A 22,559-nucleotide genomic window follows, 5' to 3' on the forward strand; every position below is an offset into this window, starting at 1 on the left:
TAGCTCTTGAAACTCTCCATCCTTCCAACAGCCCGCGCGGCATGGATGACGGCTTTGGCTGCACCCGTGGCGATTGTTATCGCCACAACCGCGCCCGATGCGTGGTTGATCGTACCCGCAGCGGCGGTGGCTTTGTTGCTATTGGTGCTTCTGGATGGAGCCGTCGCAGGGCGCCTGGTCGATTGGCGCGTCCATGCGCCAGCAGATAGCGAAGTCGGTGAGCCGCTTTCAATTATTGTCGACGCCGACATGGCTGGGCGCGCATCGAGATCGAAGCCGGAAGTCTCGCTGCAAGTCGATCCGCGACTGGATGACGAAGGACGCGTTGAGACTCTGCTCGAATTCGACGCGGAAACCGACAGCTGGCAGGGCGCAGCGAAACTGATCCCGTCGCGGCGCGGAACTGCACCAATCAGCCAGATCTGGCTGCGCTGGGCGGGCCCGCTTGGTCTTGGTGCTCGCCAAGTTACACATGAGATCGAAGAAGAAGTACGGATTTGGCCCGACCTGTCGCCGATCCGTTCGCCCGAATTGCAGAACTATCTGCGCGACGCGCAGTTCGGCCTGATCGCGCGGCGGATTCGCGGCGAAGGCACCCAGTTTGAAGCGCTCAGCGAATACGAACCCGGCATGGATCGACGCCGGATCGATTGGAAAGCCAGCGCACGGCATACCAAGCTCTATGCCCGCGAAAACGAGAGCGAGCGTAACAACCAGATCATCTTCGCGTTCGATTGCGGGCAGGCCATGTGCGAGCCGGTGGAGGGACTGCCCCGCATCGACCGCGCGGTCACCGCTGCACTCACCGCATCCTATGTCGCGCTGAAAGGCGGTGACCGGGTGTCGCTGTTCGGTTTTGCCCAACGGCCCGAAGTGATGACGCCGTTTGTGGGCGACACGCGTGCATTCTATCAATTGCAATCCGCTGCGGCTGGCCTCGATTACCATGCAGAGGAGCCAAATTTCACGCTCGCGCTGGCATCGCTTACCGCAAGGCTCCAGCGGCGGTCATTGATTGTCCTGTTCACCGACTTCACCGACCCAACCGGGGCAGAAATGATGATCGAAAGCGTCGGGCGCTTGGTCGAGAAACATCTGGTGCTGTTCGTTACAATCGAAGACGCCGAGCTGCAGGAGCTGACTCAGGCCGATCCCAACACGCTCGACGATCTAGCGGCGGCAGTGACCGCCGACACATTGTCTCGCCAGCGCGCCGTCGTGCTTCAACGCCTGCGCCAGATGGGCGTCGATATTATCGAGGCGCCATGGGATCAGATCGGCTACCGGCTGATCGATTCCTATCTCGACATCAAGCGTAGCGGAGCCATCGGATGAAGGCCCCTACGCTCAGCATGTTCACCCGCAAGGCGGAAATCGAAGCGACGCCCGATATCGAAGCGGCGGCTTTGCGATCCGACCGTTTCCGTCTGCAGCGTGAAGGCGAATGGCGGCGGCTCGAAGATATTCTTACCCGGCTTGAAAAAGGTAAGCTACGCAAGCTGTCTGACGAGGACGTGCTGGAACTGCCCGCGCTCTACCGCATGGCGGCTTCGAGCCTCGCCGTAGCGCGTGAGACATCGCTCGATTCCGCCACGCTGACTTATCTGGAATCGCTGGTGCAGCGCGCATGGTTCCAAGTCTACGGACCTCGGCAGGGGCTGACCGCATGGCTGCGCCAGTTCCTCGGTGGCAATCTTAGCCGAGCCATTCAGGAAATCTGGCTCGATATCTGCGTCGCATTGTTTGTGATGGTGATGGGCACGATTGCCGGATGGCTCCTCGTCGCGCGCGATGTTGAATGGTATTATTCGCTGGTGCCAACGCAGTTCACCGATAGCCGCGTCCCCGGTGCCAGCCGCGAAATATTGATGGAAAGCCTGAAGGTGGAACAAAGCGCAAATGGTCTCTCTGCCTTCGCCGCGCAGCTGTTCACTAACAATGCAGGCGTGTCGATCCTCGCCTTCGCGCTGGGGTTCGCCTTTGGCATTCCATCCTTGCTGCTGCTGATCCATAACATGGCGGTGCTGGGGGCGATGTTATGGCTGTTCTCCAGCCAGGATCTGACGTGGGAGTTCGCTGCATGGCTTAGCGTTCATGGAACCACGGAGCTATTCGCGATCCTGCTGGCCGGTGCTGCGGGCATGCATATCGGTCGCAAAATGGCATTCCCGGGCCACAAATCGATTTTGGCAGCGGCAGCAGAAGGTGGTCAGCGCGGCGCACAGGTGATGGTCGGCGTGGTGCTCATGTTGGTCTTCGCAGCACTGCTCGAAGCCTTCCCGCGCCAATTGGCCGGACAGGAAGCCCGGGCAATTATCGGCATCTTCATGCTGCTGTTCTGGCTGGTATACTTCTTCGTCTATGGCCGTAACAGGAAGGTGGAGGACACCGCATGAGTTCCGCTTCGCTTCCTGCACAAATCCGCGACCGACGTGCGCGCCGGCAACGGACCATGGTCACACCAGAGGGCGTGGCCTTGCCACTCTCCATCGGCTCACGCGGAGCTAGAGCGGGTGCGCTGATCCTCGATCTGCTGATCCTAAGCATAGCCACCATTTCGCTCACATTGGCACTGTTTGGAACCGCGCTCGGCACTCGCATTGAAGAGGGGCTTGAAGGCATGCCAGGCTCGCTAGAGTTCCTGTTTGTCATCTGGTCGCTGATGTGGTTTTTCGCGTGGAACGGCTATTTCATGTTCTTTGAAATGGGACCGCGTGGGGCGACCCCGGGGAAGCGGATCGTCGGCTTACGCGTGGCATCGCGCGATGGCGGGCGGCTGACACCCGAAGCCATTGTTGCGCGCAATCTTCTGCGCGATGTCGAGCTGTTTTTGCCCTTGGTGATGCTGCTGGTCGCACCATCGGGCGATAGCGGGGCTGCGGGTTGGGCGGCAATGCTGTGGTTCCTTGTCTTTCTGCTGTTCCCGTTCTTCAACAAAGATTCAATGCGCGCAGGCGATTTGATTGCCGGGACATGGGTGCTCGATGCCCCCAAACAGAAACTCGCCGCTACACTCTCCACTGAAGGAGCAGCGGCTGACGGATCGAGTTCCGTCACCGGCGCAGCCTACAAATTCGGCGACGATGAGCTTTCGATCTATGGCGAGCATGAATTGCAAACGCTTGAACGCGTGCTGCGCGATGGACGCCAGGAGGCAATCGAAGCCGTGGCCGAAACCATCTGCCGCAAGATCGGCTGGGAAGCGGGATCAGGCGATGAACGCGCATTCCTGGAAGCGTTCTATGCGCAGCTTCGGGCTAAGCTGGAATCCGATATGCGCTTCGGCAAACGTAAGGCGGACAAATTTTCATGACCAGCGCATTCCGTATTGTCGAGGATGATCTGTCCGGAGATGCAATCAACGCGCTGCTGACATTGCATCTGGAAGAAATGCACAAATGGTCGCCAGCGTGTAAAGTCCACGCGATGCCGGTTGAGCGGTTGCGTGAGCCCGATGTGACCTTTTATGCCGCGTGGTTGGGCGATGATCTGGCAGCTTGCGGTGCGCTCAAAGAACTGGGCGATGGTCGCGGGGAATTGAAATCGATGCGCGCCTCACCAGATTTTCGCGGCAAAGGTGCGGGCGAGGCAATTCTGCTCCATTTGCTCGCTGAGGCGCGGCGCAGAGGCTATCACTGGCTGGGGCTGGAAACGGGGCGTCCCGCAAAGTTTCTTCCCGCGATAAAGCTCTATGAGAAACACGGTTTCGCCGAATGCGCACCGTTTGGCGACTATGTGTCTGACGAGTTTAGTCTGTGCATGGACACGAAGCTGGGTTGAACAGGCGTCCTCCCCGTTTCTTGCCCTCCACTTCTAACGCCTGCTAAGCTCTGACATAGAGGGGCCACGCTATGGAACACGCGCTGAAATTGCTGCTGGCATCAATGCCAATGATCTTTGCGCTGGGCTTCCTCGCGCCCGTGATTGCGCAGGGCATGGATGCGCTGGGTTGGTCCGCTCCGTTCGGTACCACTAATCTGATCTTTGCATTGGTTGTCGCAGGCACGTTGGGGATCGTCGCTCAGATACGCGGAAGCTGGGTATGAGCGAGACGATTACGCTACCTTCCGATCTGTCATCTCTTCCCGAGAAAGATCTGCGCAAGCTAGAGTTGCAAATCGCCCGCAAACACAGCGGAATGTTCCCATGGGAAGCAGTGGTCTGGGCGTTCGGTAATCTTGTCTGTTGGTTGGCGCTGTGGCCGCTGGTGCTGTTGGATGTGGTCCCGCTGTGGTTGGGTTTCATCATCGCGACGATCAATATGTCGCTGGTTTATCTGCCCACGCACGAGGCGCAGCATGACATTATCGCGCGGCCGGGCGCGAAGCTCCGCTGGCTCAATGAATTGGTCGGCCATGCGACAAGCTGGATGATTGTGACGCCATTCAACGTGTTCCGCTTCACCCATCTGGAGCATCACAAACATACCAACCATCCGGAGCTTGATCCCGACATCACTTCGAATGCTGACGGGCCTTGGCAAGCGATATGGCAGGCGATCAAGCAACGGCAGCCAAACGGAAAGCGCAGTCAGGATTATCTTGCGTCCCTACAGCGTCAGGGACGCGATGACCTGGTGCTGATGACCATCCTCTTCCGTCTGGGCCATTTGGCGATATTGTGCGCTCTGGCGTGGAGCGGCTTTGCACTGGAAGCGTTTTTTCTGTGGTGGCTCCCGTATCATATCGCGCTGACCTATCTCGTGTTCTTCCTGTCGTGGGCACCGCATTACCCGCAGCCCGAGCAAGGTCGCTATCGCAACACGCGCAGCTGGATGTCGAAGGTCGGCAATATCGGTTCGATGGGCATGCAGTTCCACATCGTCCACCATCTGCATCCCTATATCCCGCTCACCCGAACGCCAGCGGCGTATCGTGAGATGCGCCCCATTTTGGAAGCCCGCGGGTGTCGGTTAGAGGACCACTAGGTCCGCTCACTCGTCAGCGAATATTGCAACTTCATTGAGGCCGGTACTGTCCGCCCGGCCGCGATACATGCCCTGCGTATTAAAGCTAAAGAGAGTGTGGCCTTCGGGCGTTACGACAATGACGCCTCCACTACCGCCAAGTTCCACCACTTCTGCAATCACCTCGTCAGCTACCTTTTGAGCGATGTCGCTCTCCCAAGCTAACTCGGATGCATGGACGATGTAGCTTGGCCAACCTTTCTCATCGCGTGGGACACTCAATTGTGCTTCGAGAGCTTCCACCCTGTATTGATAACTCAGTCGAGTGCAAATCTCCTGCGCCACGCCTACACGAATAAAATATTCGCCCGAGCCTGTCGCGGATACCGCGCAACTGCGATTGTCTGCATAGTTCCCGGCGCCGATAATCGGTGAATCGCCAATCCGGCCCCAGCGCTTGCCGGTCATTCCGCCGGTCGATGTGCCCGCTGCCAGATTGCCATGGGTGTCGAGCACGACCGCGCCGACGGTGCCGAACTTGTGGTCGACATCCATCGCACTGAGTTGCCGCGCTTTCATCCTCTCAAGCGCCTTCTTCTGGCGCTCGGTGGCGAACCATTCGGGGTCTGCGCGTTCCAAGCCGGCATCACTCGCAAATTCTTCTGCGCCCGAGCCGCTCAGGAATACATGGCGGCCATCTTTCATAACGGCATCGGCCAGCAGGATCGGATTGCGAATGGTGCTCACGCCGGTGATCGCGCCGGCTTCACGCGTCTTTCCATCCATGATCGACGCATCCATTTCATTCGCGCCTTCCCATGTGAAGACCGCGCCGCGCCCAGCGTTGAATTTGGGATCATCCTCCATTGGAGTGATCGCCGCCTTCACTGCATCCACTGCGGTGCCGCCATTGCGCAGAACCTCTGCGCCGGCATCGAGCGCGTTTTGCAAAGCAGCCTTGTACTCGGCCTGCTGCTCGGGTGTCATCTTGTCGCGATCCATAGTGCCCGCACCGCCATGAATGGCGATGGACCATTGCGGTTCATCCCCTTCTTCATTGGCAAAAGCAGGGCCTGCAACAAGTGAGAATAGGAAGGCGGACAATAGAGTGATGATGCGCATGGCCGAATAGTAGCACGGGTTCAGCTTGCGGCCATGCAAAATCTGTTAACCAACTTATCAACGGACAAAGTTGGAAATTTTCGTCATTTCTGCTTGTCATGTTGATAATCAAAACAGCTCTTTGGGGAGAGAATATATGCAAATTGGGAACTACGTATTTGACCAGAACCTAGCGATTGAGATCGGCAAGGATGTGGTCATGGCGGCGATCATTCTCGCTGTCACTTGGGTGCTTGCGAAAGCGGCAAAATGGGCTTTCGCCAAGCTAGTGGACATGGTTCCGCTGCTACAACGCGGGACATCAACGGGAGAGTCCGTTGGGCTGTCGCTGGGCAAGATCGTTTCGCTATTCGTGTGGCTGTTCGGCTTGCTCGCTATCCTGCAAGTCTTCGAGCTTGAAGGCGTCGCAGGTCCGATCAATAATCTGCTCAACAATGTTATGGACGTCGTGCCAAACCTGATCGGCGCGGGTATCCTGCTGTTCGTGGGCCTGATGATTGCAGGCATTATCCGCGATATTGCGGTGACGGCGATGCAGACGGTCGATCTCGATAAATGGGCCAATAAGGGCGGCGTTGAGAACGTCACTGGCAATAATGCCATCAGCAAGACCATCGGCACGGTGATCTATGTTCTGATTGCGATTCCGGTAGCGATCGGCGCGCTTGGCGTGTTGAACATCGCGGCAATTTCAGGCCCGGCGACAGGCATGCTCGGTATGATTTTGGGCGCTGTTCCGAATATCATCGCTGCAGGCATCCTGCTGGGTATCGGTTATCTGATCAGCAAGTTTGCGGTTGGCATTCTAAGCGATCTGCTCTCGGGCCTGGGCATTGACCGTTCGGTTGAAGCGATGGGGCTGCTGCCTTCGGGGACCACAGCATCGAACCTGATCGCGCGCATTGCGCAAATCGCGATCATACTGTTCTTTGCGATTGCTGCGACCAAGCTGCTCGGCTTCCCCGAACTGACGGGCATTCTTAACGAGGTACTGCGTCAGGGCGGTGATGTTGCGTTTGGTGCGGTGGTTATCGGCCTCGGCTTCCTGATCGCCAATCTGCTGGCCAACATCGTTGGCGGCGCCAGCGAGGGAACCATGGCCAGCTCGGTAGTGCGCTATGCGACCATCGTGCTGTTCACCTTCATGGGCCTGCGTCAGATGGGTGTCGGCGAAGAAATTGTCGGCATGGCTTTCGGTGCCCTCATGGTAGGCGGCGCAGTCGCAGGTGCTCTGGCCTTCGGCCTTGGTGGCCGCGATTGGGCAGCGAAAAAGCTGGAAAGCATGGATGGCGACGCTGCGGCACCAGCCAAGAAGGCTGCTCCAAAGAAGTAAGCTGACATACCGCCGGCCTGAAACGGGCTGGAAAAAGAATGGGGCGCGGAACGAGAGTTCTGCGCCCCTTTTCTTTGGGTTTCTCGGTCGGCAAGGCTTGACCTTTGACAGTCTCAGCCGTTGTCGAGGAAGTCCTTCACCAGCTTTAGCGTATCCTTGGATTCGCGGGTAAAAGTCAGCGCCATATAAACATGCGGACCGCCCTCATATTCGTAGAGCTTTGTCGGCACGCCCGCCTCCTGTGCTTTCGCCGCGAAGGTCCGGGCATCGGGCAGAAACACATCATGCCGCCCTTGGAAAATTGCAATCGGCGGCAGGCCCTTCAGATCGGCATAAAGCGGACTAGCCACCGGATCATCAACGCCGCGATCGCCCGCCCACCATTCGCCGAGCACCTTGATGCTCTCAATATCGAGCATGATGTCCTTTTCCTGCACGTCCTGCGCGGCGGGGTCCTTCATTGCCATATCCAACCAAGGCGAAAACGGGATCAGGCGACCGGGCAGGGACTTGCCTGCATCGCGTCGCTGCAAGGCCAGAGCCAGCGTCATATTTCCGCCCGCACTATCGCCGGCTAGAGCAATCTTGTCATCGCCCCACTCAGTGGCAATTTTCTCGTACACCGCGTCCGCCTGCTTATTGGCCGGGTGATAGTCGTGCTCGGGGATCACATGATACAGTGGCACACTTATGCTCGCGCCGGTGGTATTGACCATCGCCTCAATCAGCGGCCAGTGCTCCTTGAACATCGGCATGAAATATCCGCCGCCATGGAAATAGATGATGTGCCACTCGCCCTTGCCCGTTTTTGGGTGAACGGTGACAACCTTTTGCCCTTCAGCTTCCCAGTCCTCGATCGTGAACTTGCCATGGAAACCATCTGGCATCGGCGCGTCGACCGGTGTCTTGCGTTTAGGTACTTCGGCGCGGATTTTCGCCGCATCCCTAAACTCGCTCGGCTTCTTGCTGACGAGCCACTCCCCAAGCCGCATCCGCAGGCTTGGTTTATTGAAGCGCAATTCGGAATATGTGGCGGCCAATGCTGTTCTCCCTTTGGCGGGAGGTGAAGCGGGTTATGGGGTTGGGGTCAAGCCAGTACTGTTTGGCAGCGGAAGCAAGGAGATTGATGTCCGGCGGAGGCCAGCTTTATCACAGCACAAAGTCAAAACGGGCATAGAGTGCATCATCGATATCCGCGACATTGACGAACAGCGCGTCCTTGAACGTGTCATAGAGCATATCAGTCGGATTACGCGGATCGTCAGGGAAGAAAACTTGAGTGGTTAATTCTGCACCCGTTTGTGTCAGGATTTTGACGTGAATATGCGCGGCACGATAGTCGATGATGCCGGTGATTGACTTCGTTGGCTCGCCATATCCCATTGGCATCACTGTGCTAAACTCAAAACAGCCGTTTTCGTCGGTGAACTGATGGCCGCGACAGTTGTTGCCGCCCGAAATATCATAGTCGCCATCACCGTTGGCGTGCCATATTTCAATCACCGCTTCTGGGATTGGTTGCATCTGCTCATCCACGACACGTCCCTGAAACACCATCGGTTGCCCCGGCGTTTGGGTCGCCGCGATATCGCGCGCCTCGGGTGTTCCGGAAAAATAGAATGGCCCATCGGGAGTGGCGAGCGTTCTACCTTTCCGCACTAAACTGGGAGCCGATAGTTTAAGATCGACTGGAGGTAAGCTCCGCTGTTTCGGGTAAGTTGGCATAGACGCGACTCGCACACGCGCGTTGGCAATCCATCCGGCATAGAGCGCAAGGCCGGTTACCATTCCTCCAAAAACGACGTTACGGCGCCAGATATTCGGCTTAGTCAGTTCTGATCTCAGCGCTTTGGATAAGCGGTGTTTTTGAACAAACCCGAAGACCAGATAGATCAACACGGTGGCCAATACGGCAAAGAAAATTGCCTGCGCGTTGGTACCTTCTAGGAGGTAGAGAGCCGCACAGCTAACGAGGACGGTCAACACAAAGAAAATGGTTTTCACGTGGCCTCCCCCCCGACAGGTGTAGAGACTCTAACGCTACTAAGGCTAAGCATGCAAGCGGCCCGGCGATCGACCGAGTCGCGCCAACGCTACTTCTCAACCGAAGCAATCAGCCCGTTATGCAGCCACCGGCCTAGGATCGCGCCAGCTTCTGCGACTGCCCTTTCTTCGCCGAGTATTTCGATCAGAGTCTCGCACATTTCGCCGTAGCTTGCGCCGCCGCGCATCATTTCCAGCGCATGGCCTTCATGCTGTTCGACTTGCATAAAGACGGGCTTGAACCCTTCGCGCCAGACGATGCAGTGAAGTGGTTGTTCCAGCGTAAACTCAGGTGTTTCAGCCTGCTCATCACCCAAAGCGCGCCATAGCTTGCCGATGTCGTGTGTGATCGGCAGTTGCTCGGTGCCGGGCAGGAAAGTCAGGCGCATGCTGGCCCAGTCTTCTTCTGCAAAGCTCGCGGCCACTTCGCCGAATTTGGCGGCATCCATTGGCTCGGCATCAGCCGCTACAAACGCCTGATGCATCGCCCATTCAAGCCAGCCGAGTTCGGCAACTTCGGGATTATTGGTAAAGAGCTCGCGCAGTGTCTCAGGAAAACCATCTGCCGCATGATCAAGCGTCCAGCTTTTTGGCGGGTGCGTGATCACATGATGCGCGGCAGCTTGTCGGTAGGCATCCTCGCCCACCCATTTGGCTGTCCGCTCGTAAGTATCGCGCACCGCATCGACCAATCGCGCACGATAGGCGTTGCGGTAGATATCCATTCCTGCGGCGTGCCGCGGGGTCCAGCCATCGGGCAGCGCGCGCTCGTCATCGAGCACTTGCGCCATAAATTCCTGTTGCTTCTCGGCCAGAGTGAGCGTTTGCGCTGCGATCATCAGGCTGGCTCCAGCTCGCGCGAACGTTCGGCGATCTTGGCTGCCATATCCAGCTCTTCAAGCAATTCAGGCAGTGGCGGAATACTGTCATCACGCTCAATCATCGTCGCGACCGGGCCGAGCTTGCGCATGGCCTTCGCATAGAGATCCCACACACCGTCACAGACCGGCTGATCATGCGTGTCGATTTTGATCTCGCCATCGGTGTGGCCCGCCAGATGGACCTGACGCACGCGGTCGAGCGGTAGACCATTCAGGAATGCTTCTGCCGAAAAACCATGGTTGTGCGCGCTGACATAGATGTTGTTCACATCAAGCAGCAGATAGCAGCCGGTGCGCATCGACATCGCGGCAATGAACTCCCATTCGGTCATCTCGTCTTCGGGGAAAGTCATATAACTGGAAGGGTTCTCGAACAGCATTGAGCGGCCGAGCGTATTCTGCGCGTGATCGATATTGTCGCATACCAGATCGAGCGCCTCATGCGTGTAAGGCAGAGGCAGCAAATCGTGGCTGTTATGCGCGCTGGTGCGGGTCCAGCAGAGGTGGTCGGAGACCCACAATGGATCAATCCGGTCAGCCAGCTGCTTCAATTTTTTGAGATAGTCACGGTCGAGCCCGTCGGCAGAGCCAATGGACATCGAAACGCCGTGCATAATGACAGGCATTTTTGCGCGCACCTGTTCCAGAATGCGCAGCGGGTTGCCGCCTTCCACCATGTAGTTTTCGGAAATCACTTCGACAAAATCAACCGCAACATCGCCTTCCAGAAAGTCCTGATAATGCGTCCGGCGCAGGCCCAGACCGAAGCCCGAAAAAGGGCCGGAGACCGAGTTGCCAGTTAACGGATCGGAAGTGGTCATAGTGTCGTCTCTAAGTGCAAAAAAGGCGGTCCGGCAGGCATGGGGGAGGGGTTGGAACCCACCGGACCGCCCAAGGTGATCAAGCGATTGCTCAATCAGCTAGTCTATTTTTATAGACCTTGGTTGATGCGTCGGGATTAACCCAGGTCACCAATGGTGCCGCCAGCGTTCAGGCATTCACCAGCCTTCATCGCTTTGAAGCCGTGACCTTTACAAGCGTTCTGGCCTTTACAAGCGTTCTCGGTTGTCGCGCAGTCGGCGTTACCTTTACATTCGTGCACGCCGTAACAGTGGACGGTGTCGTTGGCGTTCAGCGCGCGGCCGTTGCTGCCGGCGGGTGCGTCTGCTGCAAAAGCGGCTGCAGAAGAAAGGGCGAGAGCTGCTGCAGTAGCGGCGAATACTGAGTTCTTAGTCATTGGGGTAATCCTCTAAATTGTGTGTCGCGTAATTAACAAAGTGTCCGCGTTGGACATGAGGCAATTCGCGCCCACCCAATCAAAGGTTACAAAGCAAAATAATTTTTCCTTTTGTAACTTTCCCGCCCCTCCTTCCGAATTGCAGTCTGACCCCACAACAGCGGGGCTTCAAAACAGTCCCCCCTAGGACAACGAAACAATACGTAAGGAGAATAGACATGAACAAGAACTCAGTAGCCCGTATCGCAGGCATCGCACTGGCAGCTGGCGTAACTGCTGGCCTCACAATGACCCCGGCTGCAGCCCAAAGCGGCGGCAAAGAAAAATGTTATGGCGTTGCCAAAGCAGGCAAGAATGATTGCGCTGCCGGACCCGGCACGAGCTGCTCGGGCACATCGACCCGCGATTACCAAGGCAATGCCTGGAAGCTGGTCGACAAGGGCACTTGCACGACCATCAAAACCCCAAAAGGCAACGGCTCGTTGAAGCCAATCAAGCGCTAAACCAACACAATTAAGGGGAGTGAGCCATGCAGAGCATCACATCGATTTACGACCGGGTAACCGGACTTCTATCAGGACGCTTTATTGAAAGTGTTGCCCTGCTGCTCACCCGCCTTGCATTGGCCGGTGTGTTCTGGCGATCCTACAAAACGAAGGTCGAGGAAGGAACCTGGTTTCAAATCAGCGAGATCCAGTACTTCCTGTTTGAAAACGAGTTTTCGGGTCTTCCGCTACCGGTAGATATCGCGGTTCCCTTGGCGACCTATACAGAGTTCCTGTTTCCGATCCTGTTGGTGCTCGGGGTGTTCACACGCTTATCCGCTGCATCTTTGATGATCATGGCTCTGGTAATCCAGATATTCGTGTTCCCTACCTCGGACCACTTCTTTGGATGGGCGATAACAATCATTGCTCTCGCTATGATCCTGATCTCTCGCGGAGCTGGAATATTTTCTTTCGATGCGCTTGTAACCAAAGTACGTAGCGCGTCGAAAGACTAAACATGATCGGTATGGGAGAGGGTCAATGATTGCAGATGAACAAACATTGGCCCGTCTGATGGTCGCCTCCCAAAAGGGAGATCAACAGTCCTATACCGTTCTGCTGACCGAGGTGCAGCTGTGGTTGGAACGCTATTTCCGCCGTCGCTGTCCCCCGGCTCAGTTGGATGATTTGGTCCAGGAAGTGATGATGGCAGTGCATAATAAGCGCGCCACATTCGACACAGACCGGCCCTTCCTACCGTGGCTCGCAGCTATCGCGCGTTACCGGTGGGTGGACCATCTTCGGAAGGTCTACCGCAATGCGGAAGAGGGTCTGGAAGATTATGATGCGCCGGAAGACAGCGATGAAGAAGCAGTCTTGGCGCGGCTCAGTCTCGAGCGGATGTTTGTCCATATCCCCGACAAGCAATCCGATGTGATCGAGATGGTAAAGATTGAAGGGCTTTCCATCCGGGAAGCTGCAGAAAGAAGCGGGCAAACAGAGTCCGCGGTTAAAGTGAATATACATCGCGGTTTGAAGAAACTCTCCGCGTTAATTGAGAAGGCAGAATAAAGATGAGCCCCGACGACAAAAGGGTAACTCCCAATCCATTGATTGAGCAAATGGCAGCAGATCTGCAGCCGGTCCGATCGATCAAATTCCGCGACGGGTTGATCCTCGTCGCTTTGGCCGTTGTGGTTACGGTGCTGGCGGTCGAACTGTTTGACGGTCTATGGCGCGGTGCCTTCGCTGGACAGGCCTCGGCCTTCTTCGTGATTGGCAACGGCTTGCTGCTGATCCTTGGCTGTGCAAGCGCTAACAGCGTGCTCAAAATGGCTGCACCGCGTGTCGGCAATTCGCATGATGGTCCGAAATGGGCGATGGCGATGGCCGCTGTTCTACCTGTGGCGGCCTTCATCACATTGCTGGGTCACGATCACGGAATGTCCGCGCTCGACGATCCCTACGGCCTAACCTGCTTCGGCGCAGGCTTGCTGGCGTCAGTCGGTACTGCTGGCGCATTGATTTACTGGCTGCGCAAAGGCGCACCGGTATCGCCCAATCTCGCGGGGTTGCATGTTGGTGTAGCATCGACTGCGCTCGGTTCGGTGGCATACGGCTTGGCCTGCCCGATTGACGGTGTCGTCCATCTCGGTCTGTGGCACGCTGCGCCGGTAGTGGTTGGCGCGATCATCGGTCGCTACGCGCTGCCGCCGCTTTTGCGCTGGTAACACATACTTCATTTTGACCGAATTAGCGGCGGCGAGGCAAGGGGTTTATCCCTAGGCTTCGCCGCCGTTTTCTTACTTACATGACGACCGCTAATCTGGGCCAATGAAATATGTCGCAAATTCGCAGGAAAGCCGCCATATAGGGTCGGTAAGGAAGCGAGGTTCGAGAGCCGGAATTTGTGCTTTAGGACCCTGTTCCATGTGTTCCATCGTGTAGGATTTGACTGGTGAGTATGAACGCAATCCGCCCCTGGCGCACAATCGAGCGCCGCAAATGCCGCCAGATTATGGTCGGTGATGTACCGGTGGGCGGCGATGCACCGATTACTGTGCAGACAATGACCAACACGCCAACGGAAGATGCCGTGGCGACGCTCGACCAGATCCGGCGCTGCGAAGATGCGGGTGCCGATATCATCCGCGTATCCTGCCCGACTGAGGAAGCGACGGCCGCTTTCGGAAAAATCACCAAGGCCAGCCGCATTCCGATCGTCGCGGATATTCACTTCCACTATAAGCGTGCGCTTGAGGCTGCCGATGCCGGGGCCGCCTGTTTACGGATCAATCCCGGTAATATCGGTTCGAGCGAGCGCGTGGCGGAAGTGGTCCGCGCCGCAAAAGCGAACGGGTGCTCAATCCGGATTGGCGTGAACGCAGGCAGTCTCGAAAAGGACCTGCTTGAGAAATACGGCGAACCTTGCCCTGAGGCATTGGTCGAAAGCGCGCTCGATCATATCAAACTGCTGCAGGATCACGACTTCCACGAATTCAAAGTCGCGGTGAAGGCCAGCGATGTATTCCTCGCGGTTGCTGCCTATCACGCGCTCGCGGAAACGGTTGATTGTCCACTGCACCTTGGAATCACCGAGGCCGGCGGTCTGATTGGCGGCACGGTCAAAAGCTCCATTGGTATGGGTAGCCTGCTCTGGGCCGGTATCGGCGACACTATCCGCGTTTCGCTCTCCGCAGAGCCGGAGCAGGAAGTCAAAGTCGGCTTTGAAATGCTCAAAGCGCTCGGTCTGCGGACACGCGGCGTTCGGGTTGTGTCATGCCCCAGCTGCTCACGCCAAGGCTTTGATGTGATCCGCACAGTCGAAGCGCTCGAAGCGCGGCTCGAACATATCAAAACACCGCTCTCGCTCTCCGTCCTTGGCTGCGTAGTCAACGGCCCCGGCGAAGCACGCGAAACCGATATCGGCCTGACCGGCGGCGGCAATGGCAAACACATGGTCTACCTGTCCGGCGTGACTGACCACACCGTGCAATCAGACGATATGCTCGATCACATCGCCAAGCTGGTGGAAGAAAAAGCTGCGAAAATCGAAGCTGGCGAAGCCACAGCATTCGACCTGCATGCAGAGGACGCGGTACCCGCCGAGTAACTTGCTCCACGTCGTTCATCACGTTGATTATATGGCGCCGCCACCCGAGCGCGGCACATTCAAATTCGACAAATATCAGCTGGTAATGGTCGCGCTACGCGAAAGCGGCGCAGCGATGACAGAACACGCACCCGATCCCTGCCCGCGCGAATGGCTGGAGGCAGTGCACGATCCTTCCTATGTCGAAGAAGTGTTCACCCAGACCGTACCGCACGAAAAGGAACGCCGCATCGGCTTCCCCGTTACGCCGCACATCGCCTCCCGAGTTCGCCACACCAATGGCGGGACATGGCTAGCAGCGCAGCTTGCGACCAAGCACGGCTATGCCGCCAACAGCGCCGCCGGAAGCCACCACGCGCTGCATGATACCGGCGCGGGATATTGCGTGTTCAACGATCTGGCAGTCGCAGCCAATCGCCTGATCGCGGAAGGTGACGCAACCCGCATTCTGATTGTCGACCTCGATGTCCATCAAGGAGACGGAACCGCAAGCCTCACCGCTGGGTGCGAAGATATCTTCACGCTATCGTTGCACGCGGACAAAAACTTCCCCGTTCGCAAAGCCCGCTCAACATTGGATGTGGCGCTGCCAGACGGCGTCGATGACGACGGGTATATGGACACGCTGTCGCGCCATTTGCCACTCATCATCGATGACTTTGATCCGTCGTTAATCCTGTATCAGGCGGGCGTCGATCCCCATGCTGACGACCGGCTCGGCAGGCTCAATCTAACCGATGAGGGCCTAACCATCCGCGACCGCTTTACTGTTCGTGAAGCGCGCAAACGCGGCATTCCCATCGCAAGCGCGCTCGGCGGCGGGTATGGCAATGACCAGCGGATTGTCGCTGACCGTCATGCCCGGTCAATGCTCGCCATGGCTGACGAGAATGCGCGCTGGCCTCACACCCAAAACAACGCCCTGCCCAAAGCCGTTGGCCGGTGATACAGCCGGTGCAACACGATCTGATTGGACAACGAAACCATGGCTGACTTTGAAACCGATTATCTCGTCATTGGCGCAGGCGCAGTTGGCCTCGCCTTTGTCGATACGATGCTGGATGAAGACCCCGATTGTCACATCACCATTGTCGATATGCATGACAAACCAGGCGGGCATTGGAATGACGCCTATTCTTTCGTTGCCCTGCACCAACCGAGCGCCTTTTACGGCGTCAATTCGATGGGCTTCGGCAATGATGTAGTCGATGATCACGGGCCCAACAAAGGTCTGTTTCCGCTAGCGAATGGTTCGGAGATTTCGGCCTATTTCTCACATCTGATGAACCGCCGCTTCCTGCCCAGCGGACGGGTCAGCTATCATCCGCTGTCCGAATATCTCGGAGATGGAAAGTTCAAATCGATCCTCTCGGGCAAGGAAACAACGGTCGATATCCGGCGCAAGACGGTCGATGCGACATTCTACAAAACCTCCGTCCCCGCCACGCACACCCGCCAATATGAGGTAGCCGAGGGGACTCCGATCGCGATCCCGGGTGAGCTTCCCGATTTGTGGATGCGCGGCGACGATTTGCCGAGCCATTATGTCATTGTCGGCGCGGGCAAGACTGCGATGGACGCGGGGGTTTGGCTCATTCAGGCGGGCGTCGATCCCGATGCAATCACATGGATCTGCCCGCGCGATTCCTGGCTCATCAACCGGACATACACCCAGCCCGGCCCCGACTTTTTCGAGGATGTTGTCGGAAACCAGATTGCCCAGCTTAAAGCCGCTGCGGCATCCGAGACCGGCGACGAGATGTTCGAGAAACTGGGCGAAGACGGCTACATGCTGCGCATCGATGAGAGCGTGAAGCCGGAAATGTTCCACTACGCCACGATCTCCGAAGGCGAGGTCGAGTTACTCCGGAAGATCAAGAATGTGGTTCGCCATGGACGTGTGACGTCAATCGCACCCGGCGCAATGACATTTGCGCATGCGGAGGAAACGGTACCGGAAGACGCGCTGTTTATCGATTGCACCGCGACCGCAGTGCCCTTCACCGAACAGCGTGTGCACGGCCCGCAGTTCCGCGGCGACACGATTGTGCTGCAGCCGCTACATGTGCCGCTGGTAACGTTCAGTTCTGCGCTGACCGCATTCCTCGAGGCCAACTTCGATGATGATGAGACCAAGAATGCACTTGGTGTTCCGTCTCCTCTGACCGACACGCCCAACACCTATCCGCTGGGAATGTTGACCAATTTCATGAATCGCGGCGCTTGGTCGCAGAACCCGAAAATCGCAGCGTGGCTCTCCAAGGCTCGACTTGATCCGACCGGCATGACAATCGCGAAAATGATGGCAGAAGGCGACACACGCCTCGCCGTGATGGGCGGTTTTCAGGAAGCCATCGCGGTAGGTATACCGGGCCTTCAAAGGTTGGCTGTTGCCGCACGAGAGGAGCATCAGGACCGATGAAAGCGCTCTCGTTCTGCCTCTCGGCAAGCGCGGTCTTTCTATCCGCATGTGCGCATGTTGATCCGGCCCCGCAGACGGTGGCTGCTGCCAGTCGCGACAAAACCGATCACCCCGAAGCGCGCCTCTATGACGCTTCGCTCGATGCCAAAGTCGCGGTTGATGCCGCGCTGCTCAAGGCAGAGGCCGAAAATCGCCTCGTGATGATCGTTTTGGGCGCCAATTGGTGCCATGATAGCCGCGCCTTCGCCGGATGGATGGAAACGCCGCGCTTCGAGCAATTGATCGCGCAGCATTACGAATTGGTCTACGTGAACATAGGTATGCCGCAGACAAAGGACGGGCATAATCTGGATGTCGCCGAGCGCTTCGGAGTCACCGATATTTCGGGCACACCAAACGTTCTGATCGTCTCGCCCTTGGGTGAATTGCTCAACGCCGATACCGCGAAGACATGGCGCAACGCCGCCAGCCGCAGCGAAGATGCGATATACAACGAGCTCGAGGGCTTTACCGCGGCTTAAGCACCTGCCCGTATGGTTTGGGGGATGTACCGGACTTTACTCTTCAGCGGCGGCCTAGTGGTCGCAGTAGCGACCATGTTTCCCAAGGGAGACGAGGACGCGGTTGAGCAACCGCAGAACAGCGAAATTCGTGGTGTCGATACGTCGGATTGGGCCGATAGCGGCAACAGGGTAGCACGCAATACACGCTCCCAAGGAGGCAAGTCCTCAGGCGGAAATTCCGAATGGTACGGCGGCGGGCACTCACTGAAACGTCAGCCAGATGGTCATTTCTACGCCAACGGTACGGTCCAAGGTGCATCGACAGAGTTCCTAGTGGATACCGGCGCCAGCGTCATTGCACTGACCGGCAATGATGCCCGCGCAGCAGGATTGACATGGAGTGATTCTGATATCCGGCAAATCGGGACCGGAGCCAGCGGTGCAGTCTATGGCGTGGCAACTATGATCGATCAGGTCGAAGTCGGCGGCCTAACCCAGCGCAATGTGCAAGCGGTGATCATTCCCGAAGGCCTCGAAATATCACTGCTCGGCCAATCCTTCCTTTCGCAGATCGACTCAGTCGAAATTGTGAAGGATCAGATGGTTTGGAAAGGTAGCTAGACTGCTGGTTCGGCGTCAGAAATAGATATCGATGTAGTCGGTCAGACCGTCGCACCATTCAAATTCGCGCAACCGGTAATATTTCCGGTTCTGCGTAATCGCGAAACGCCAGCGTTTGGTTTCTTGGCAAATTCGCCCTTGATCGGGTGCATTTGCGATGCGGATCAGGCCTTCAAATATGAAGTGATCATCACCTGAGGAAACTACTTCCCCGTCGAGCCACAGAGTCCCGCCGCCTCTCCGATCAATCTGCCCGCCGGAAAGATAGACAGTATCTTCACGCTCGCGCAGCATCACTTCGCCGCGATAGTCCCAACTGATCCATTGCAGAGTAACGCCCGAATTTGCGCGCAATCGCTGTAATGCTCTCTCGGACTGGCCGGTCGACTGAGCTTCTTCGGACTCCGCTGGTTCGTCGGCCAATGCATGCGGCCCGCTGACCATTCCGACCGCTGCGGCGACCAATGCCAGTTTTACACCGAAACGATTGTGCATGCCCGATCTCCCTCAATGCTTGGAATAGCCCCCAATTCGTGGCATTCAGCAAGCGTCCAATAATGCTATGGTATCGAAGTCCAAATGAACAGACGCGATCTTATCAAAAGCACGGCAGTTGCCGGCGCTATGCTGGCATTGCCAACGACGCTTCCTGCCCAAGCGCGATCCAGCTTTGCGCGCGACGACAAGCTGGCTGAGATCGCCAAACGCGCTCAGGCCAAAGCCCGGGCCAGCGGTATGCTGTGGCACGAAGATTATGTCGGCATTGCCGATTATGGGCTGCGTTCGTCAGAACCGCGCTTTCACTTCGTCAATCTGGAAGCCGGCACGGTGAAGTCGTATCTGGTCAGCCATGGCGACGGATCTGATCCGGATCATGACGGATGGCTGAACCATTTTTCGAACGAGCACAATTCGCACTGCTCGAGCAAAGGCACATACGCGACCTTTGGATGGTACACTGGTCGCTATGGCACTTCGATCCGGTTGGAAGGGCTCGACCCGACCAACAACAACGCGTTGGACCGGGCTATCGTAATGCACCGCGCGAAATATGCAGAGCCGGAATTTCTCAAGAAATGGGGTGTGCTCGGCAGATCGAATGGCTGCTTCGCGATGAGCGACGCAGATTTCAAGCTGGCACTATTGCAACTTGGTGGCGGACGAGTGCTTCACGCGGACAGTTTCGGTCTGGCCGAAAACGGAACGATCGTGAAACCGCCAGAACCGAAGGCAGAAGTGCCGAAGAATGTCGAAGTGCTTCAGCCGGAGAACCCGACCGGGACAGAGCAACTCAACCCTGGCGTTTTCTAAGCCGCTTTAGACTTCAAAATCAGACGATATCGCGTGGGTCGTTCTCGATTGGAATAACCTGCTCGCCAGTCACCCGGCTGCGATTTGGCACACGCGGATTCTCGAAACTGTCGAGCACTGCTTTGTCTCGGCCGTAGATGTCGCGGAACGTCCGCAGCTCGCCGTTAATGTCCTGCGCCATCGTGAAATAGGTGATGTAGGCGGGCATCGTCTTGCCGAAGCCAATCTTAGTATACTTCCCCGTCTTCAACACAGCTGCGGCTTCATCGCCAGTAAGACCGCCCTGCAAGATCGCCAGAGTAATCGCTAACTCGGTTGCTCGCTCTGTGCGGATACAGCCATGGCTGAGCGCACGGCTGGCATTCTTGAACAAATGCCGCGACGGCGTGTCATGGAAGAAGATTGCGTGGCGATTGGGCATGTCGAGCTTCATCAGCCCGAGTGAATTTGTCGGACCTGGCTGCTGCACAACGGACACCCATCCGTTCGCGCCTTTGCTCGCCTTGTAGCCTTTCGCCCGTGCCCAAGCTGGATTGCCTAGCACGCGCGCACCCAAGCCTTCGCCTTTCACAATCGATTGCGGAACGGTCCAAGTCGGGTTGAAAATAACGCCTTCAACGCTTTCGGCGATCTGCGGTGTCGCTGTACGCCCTGGCTTGCCAACCACGGTGCGGTAGGTGCGGATAATCTTGTCATTGACCGTCAAGCGCAGCTGATATTCGGGCACATTGGTCATCAAATACTGACTGCCCAGATCGCGCGCCAGCCAGCGCCAGCGATCCATATTGGCGATGATCAGCTTGCGCCGGTTCATATCGGTCGTTGGTGTGTTGGCCAGTTCGTCTTTCAAACGGAAATAATCGGGATGCTCCGGCATAATGCGCGCCAGAACCCCCGCGATATCGCCGCTTTCAACGGCATCAGCCATCAATTTGTCAGTGGGATAGCGGTCGACATCGGGATCAAGCACAAACCATTGCTTACGACCTTTCATTGGTGTGCGCCCATCGCGCAGATCCTCGACCAGAAACTGGAAGCTTTCGCTGGCCACATCGTTCAGTCCGCCATCGGGTCCAATCGCAATCGCTTGGCGCAAGCCGGAGAGATTGTAGTCTTCGGGATAAAGACCCTCTGCGCCGATCCCTTCGACAATTGCAGCAAGAGCACGAGCATTCTCGATGCTCCAAACTTGCGTTTCCGGGAAATCTGGTTCGGCCATCGCATCGATAGCTTGTTCCACAGGGGTTGCCGCGACCGCATCGTCTTCGACCTCTACCGGCTCGCTCACGATCTCTTTTGGTTCGGGAATCAAGTTCTCCGGGCCGGTCGATTGCGCGGACAGTGCTGCAGGCACCAAACATGCTGCTGCGCTCAGCAAGGAAATCCGGATAGTCATAAGTGTATTCACGTCGCGTCCCATCATTCTTGACTGTGCGTACAGTCATAATCCTTTTAAAGGGCAATCGTTCCGATTTTCGGGGCGGATCGCGCCCCTGATGCGATTCGAATTTGCCCCAATATCAACGCATCATCAACCATGATGGCTGACTGAACGCTGAATCGCAGCAAAATGGTGACGCCGCGCCACACAGCGCCTATGCGCGGCGCCATGCCAAAGCAGCATGTCATCCTACCATTTATTGCGGCGTTGCTCGGTGTCGGGTTTTTGTCGCTGATGGACGCATTCATGAAAAGCGCTGCATTGGCCGCCGGCGCCTATAGCGCGGCGCTACTCCGCTCGACCATCGCAACCGGATTGATCGCGCCAGTGTGGTTGGGCACGCGCCCGAAATGGCCGGAGAAGCATGTGCTCAAGCTACATGCACTACGCGGTACGGTTTCCGGGTTCATGGCACTGAGTTTCTTCTATGCGATTACAAAATTGCCGATTGCAGAGGCCATTGCGATATCCTTTATCGCGCCGCTGATTGCGCTGTATCTAGCCGCAATCCTGCTTGGTGAGAGTATCCAGCGCGAAGCCATTATTGCTTCTGTATTGGGTCTGATCGGTACGATTATCATTATCAGCGGCAGGCTGGGCGCGGCTAACTACGATACCGAAACGCTTAAGGGCTTGGCCGCCATCCTGTTTTCAGCGCTGCTTTACGCTTACAATTTCATTGTTATCCGGCGGCAAGCACAGGTCTCCAGCCCCTTGGAAGCCACGACCTTCCATAGCGGTGTCGCCGGGCTGGTTCTTGCGGTCTTCGCACCATGGTTTTTTGCGGTCCCTGAAGTGCATGTGCTGGGTGATCTGGCAGCCGCCGCGATCCTGACGCTGCTCGGCTCTTTCGCGATCACATGGGCCTATGCCCGCGCAGAAACGCAGGCGCTGGTCCCGATGGAATATTCGGGCTTTTTATGGGCCGCTTTGTTTGGCTGGCTGTTTTTCAAAGAGACGATCACGCTCACCACAATTGCCGGTACAGTCCTGATCGTGATCGGCTGCTGGATCGCGGCGAGACAGCGCCCGAAAGTCCCCCAAACGGAACAAACTGCGCTTTAGCGGCTTGATTAGGTAAGAATTCCTGCGTTTCAGGCGTAATTTGGCCGATTTTGCAGGTGCGAAGTCTTGACCAA

The 22,559-nt window shown here is 57.0% G+C and carries 26 protein-coding genes; 18 read left to right on the forward strand and 8 right to left on the reverse strand.

Translation table 11 applies throughout. The features are described from left to right. Positions 1 to 45 precede the first annotated feature (45 nt). The 6 genes from J9777_RS10055 (at position 46) to J9777_RS10080 (ending at position 4,927) form a co-directional block, all read left to right on the forward strand. Positions 46 to 1,335, forward strand: coding sequence for a DUF58 domain-containing protein (locus tag J9777_RS10055; RefSeq protein WP_209349518.1), 1,290 nt, complete (start codon positions 46 to 48; stop codon positions 1,333 to 1,335). Next, a complete protein-coding gene (locus tag J9777_RS10060; RefSeq protein WP_209348715.1) occupies positions 1,332 to 2,396 on the forward strand; it encodes a stage II sporulation protein M in 1,065 nt (354 codons plus the stop codon). Before J9777_RS10055 ends, J9777_RS10060 begins: the two co-directional genes overlap by 4 nt. Continuing rightward, a complete protein-coding gene (locus tag J9777_RS10065) occupies positions 2,393 to 3,313 on the forward strand; it encodes an RDD family protein (RefSeq protein ID WP_209348716.1) in 921 nt (306 codons plus the stop codon). The genes J9777_RS10060 and J9777_RS10065 overlap by 4 nt, the downstream gene beginning before the upstream one ends. Continuing rightward, positions 3,310 to 3,780: a GNAT family N-acetyltransferase gene (locus J9777_RS10070; RefSeq protein WP_209348717.1), complete on the forward strand. Its 471-nt coding sequence runs from the start codon at positions 3,310 to 3,312 to the stop codon at positions 3,778 to 3,780. The genes J9777_RS10065 and J9777_RS10070 overlap by 4 nt, the downstream gene beginning before the upstream one ends. A gap of 71 nt (positions 3,781 to 3,851) precedes the next feature. Continuing rightward, on the forward strand, positions 3,852 to 4,046 hold the full coding sequence (locus tag J9777_RS10075; protein ID WP_209348718.1) for a hypothetical protein: 195 nt from the start codon (positions 3,852 to 3,854) through the stop codon (positions 4,044 to 4,046). Continuing rightward, positions 4,043 to 4,927 (forward strand): fatty acid desaturase, encoded by an 885-nt coding sequence (locus J9777_RS10080; RefSeq protein WP_209348719.1) that lies wholly within the window; start codon positions 4,043 to 4,045, stop codon positions 4,925 to 4,927. Before J9777_RS10075 ends, J9777_RS10080 begins: the two co-directional genes overlap by 4 nt. Before the next feature lie 6 nt (positions 4,928 to 4,933). Here J9777_RS10080 and J9777_RS10085 read toward each other — a convergent pair whose 3' ends face one another. Beyond that, entirely contained in the window at positions 4,934 to 6,028 is a 1,095-nt protein-coding gene (locus J9777_RS10085) for an isoaspartyl peptidase/L-asparaginase (protein WP_209348720.1), read from the reverse strand. A gap of 136 nt (positions 6,029 to 6,164) precedes the next feature. Between J9777_RS10085 and J9777_RS10090 the strand changes: the two genes are divergently transcribed. Continuing rightward, positions 6,165 to 7,361, forward strand: coding sequence for a mechanosensitive ion channel (locus J9777_RS10090; RefSeq protein WP_209348721.1), 1,197 nt, complete (start codon positions 6,165 to 6,167; stop codon positions 7,359 to 7,361). A gap of 113 nt (positions 7,362 to 7,474) precedes the next feature. Here J9777_RS10090 and J9777_RS10095 read toward each other — a convergent pair whose 3' ends face one another. The 5 genes from J9777_RS10095 to J9777_RS10115 all read right to left on the reverse strand — a co-directional run bounded on the left by J9777_RS10095 (position 7,475) and on the right by J9777_RS10115 (position 11,522). Beyond that, positions 7,475 to 8,401: an alpha/beta hydrolase gene (locus J9777_RS10095; RefSeq protein WP_209348722.1), complete on the reverse strand. Its 927-nt coding sequence runs from the start codon at positions 8,399 to 8,401 to the stop codon at positions 7,475 to 7,477. 109 nt (positions 8,402 to 8,510) lie between these two features. Next, entirely contained in the window at positions 8,511 to 9,365 is an 855-nt protein-coding gene (locus J9777_RS10100) for a hypothetical protein (RefSeq protein ID WP_209348723.1), read from the reverse strand. Positions 9,366 to 9,454: 89 nt separating this feature from the next. Continuing rightward, the gene (locus tag J9777_RS10105) at positions 9,455 to 10,243 is read right to left on the reverse strand and encodes a DNA-binding domain-containing protein (RefSeq protein WP_209348724.1); all 789 of its coding nucleotides are present in this window, start codon (positions 10,241 to 10,243) and stop codon (positions 9,455 to 9,457) included. Continuing rightward, positions 10,243 to 11,106, reverse strand: coding sequence for a DUF692 domain-containing protein (locus tag J9777_RS10110; protein WP_209348725.1), 864 nt, complete (start codon positions 11,104 to 11,106; stop codon positions 10,243 to 10,245). Before J9777_RS10110 ends, J9777_RS10105 begins: the two co-directional genes overlap by 1 nt. A 137-nt stretch (positions 11,107 to 11,243) precedes the next feature. Beyond that, positions 11,244 to 11,522, reverse strand: a complete 279-nt coding sequence (locus J9777_RS10115; protein ID WP_209348726.1) for a hypothetical protein — start codon at positions 11,520 to 11,522, stop codon at positions 11,244 to 11,246. Between the two features lie 287 nt (positions 11,523 to 11,809). On the opposite strand from J9777_RS10115, the gene J9777_RS10120 reads away from it, so the two are divergent. The 9 genes from J9777_RS10120 (at position 11,810) to J9777_RS10160 (ending at position 18,668) form a co-directional block, all read left to right on the forward strand. After that, the gene (locus tag J9777_RS10120; protein ID WP_245228772.1) at positions 11,810 to 12,025 is read left to right on the forward strand and encodes a DUF2282 domain-containing protein; all 216 of its coding nucleotides are present in this window, start codon (positions 11,810 to 11,812) and stop codon (positions 12,023 to 12,025) included. Between the two features lie 26 nt (positions 12,026 to 12,051). Further along, on the forward strand, positions 12,052 to 12,525 hold the full coding sequence (locus J9777_RS10125; RefSeq protein WP_209348728.1) for a DoxX family protein: 474 nt from the start codon (positions 12,052 to 12,054) through the stop codon (positions 12,523 to 12,525). Between the two features lie 25 nt (positions 12,526 to 12,550). Beyond that, positions 12,551 to 13,081, forward strand: a complete 531-nt coding sequence (locus J9777_RS10130) for a sigma-70 family RNA polymerase sigma factor (protein ID WP_209348729.1) — start codon at positions 12,551 to 12,553, stop codon at positions 13,079 to 13,081. A gap of 2 nt (positions 13,082 to 13,083) precedes the next feature. Next, positions 13,084 to 13,740 carry a DUF1109 domain-containing protein gene (locus J9777_RS10135; RefSeq protein WP_209348730.1) on the forward strand — a complete coding sequence of 219 codons (657 nt, stop codon included), beginning with the start codon at positions 13,084 to 13,086 and terminating at the stop codon, positions 13,738 to 13,740. 233 nt (positions 13,741 to 13,973) lie between these two features. Next, positions 13,974 to 15,122, forward strand: coding sequence for a flavodoxin-dependent (E)-4-hydroxy-3-methylbut-2-enyl-diphosphate synthase (gene ispG / locus J9777_RS10140; RefSeq protein WP_209349519.1), 1,149 nt, complete (start codon positions 13,974 to 13,976; stop codon positions 15,120 to 15,122). Positions 15,123 to 15,153: 31 nt separating this feature from the next. Beyond that, complete coding sequence (locus J9777_RS10145; RefSeq protein WP_209348731.1) at positions 15,154 to 16,068, forward strand: histone deacetylase; 915 nt, start codon at positions 15,154 to 15,156, stop codon at positions 16,066 to 16,068. A 39-nt stretch (positions 16,069 to 16,107) separates the two neighbouring features. Further along, positions 16,108 to 17,544 carry a hypothetical protein gene (locus tag J9777_RS10150; RefSeq protein ID WP_209348732.1) on the forward strand — a complete coding sequence of 479 codons (1,437 nt, stop codon included), beginning with the start codon at positions 16,108 to 16,110 and terminating at the stop codon, positions 17,542 to 17,544. Beyond that, positions 17,541 to 18,065: a thioredoxin family protein gene (locus J9777_RS10155; RefSeq protein WP_209348733.1), complete on the forward strand. Its 525-nt coding sequence runs from the start codon at positions 17,541 to 17,543 to the stop codon at positions 18,063 to 18,065. The genes J9777_RS10150 and J9777_RS10155 overlap by 4 nt, the downstream gene beginning before the upstream one ends. A gap of 24 nt (positions 18,066 to 18,089) precedes the next feature. Next, positions 18,090 to 18,668, forward strand: a complete 579-nt coding sequence (locus J9777_RS10160) for a TIGR02281 family clan AA aspartic protease (RefSeq protein ID WP_209348734.1) — start codon at positions 18,090 to 18,092, stop codon at positions 18,666 to 18,668. Positions 18,669 to 18,683: 15 nt separating this feature from the next. Here J9777_RS10160 and J9777_RS10165 read toward each other — a convergent pair whose 3' ends face one another. After that, the gene (locus tag J9777_RS10165; protein ID WP_209348735.1) at positions 18,684 to 19,163 is read right to left on the reverse strand and encodes a hypothetical protein; all 480 of its coding nucleotides are present in this window, start codon (positions 19,161 to 19,163) and stop codon (positions 18,684 to 18,686) included. Positions 19,164 to 19,247: 84 nt separating this feature from the next. Between J9777_RS10165 and J9777_RS10170 the strand changes: the two genes are divergently transcribed. Then, the gene (locus J9777_RS10170; RefSeq protein WP_209348736.1) at positions 19,248 to 19,979 is read left to right on the forward strand and encodes a murein L,D-transpeptidase catalytic domain-containing protein; all 732 of its coding nucleotides are present in this window, start codon (positions 19,248 to 19,250) and stop codon (positions 19,977 to 19,979) included. Between the two features lie 19 nt (positions 19,980 to 19,998). Here the strand turns inward: J9777_RS10170 and J9777_RS10175 are convergent, their stop codons facing one another. Then, positions 19,999 to 21,387: a L,D-transpeptidase family protein gene (locus tag J9777_RS10175; RefSeq protein WP_348631985.1), complete on the reverse strand. Its 1,389-nt coding sequence runs from the start codon at positions 21,385 to 21,387 to the stop codon at positions 19,999 to 20,001. A gap of 201 nt (positions 21,388 to 21,588) precedes the next feature. Between J9777_RS10175 and J9777_RS10180 the strand changes: the two genes are divergently transcribed. Then, the gene (locus J9777_RS10180) at positions 21,589 to 22,485 is read left to right on the forward strand and encodes a DMT family transporter (protein ID WP_209348737.1); all 897 of its coding nucleotides are present in this window, start codon (positions 21,589 to 21,591) and stop codon (positions 22,483 to 22,485) included. Positions 22,486 to 22,559: the final 74 nt, after the last annotated feature.

Source organism: Pontixanthobacter sp. CEM42, from assembly GCF_017812015.1.
Taxonomy (GTDB): Bacteria; Pseudomonadota; Alphaproteobacteria; order Sphingomonadales; family Sphingomonadaceae; genus Pontixanthobacter.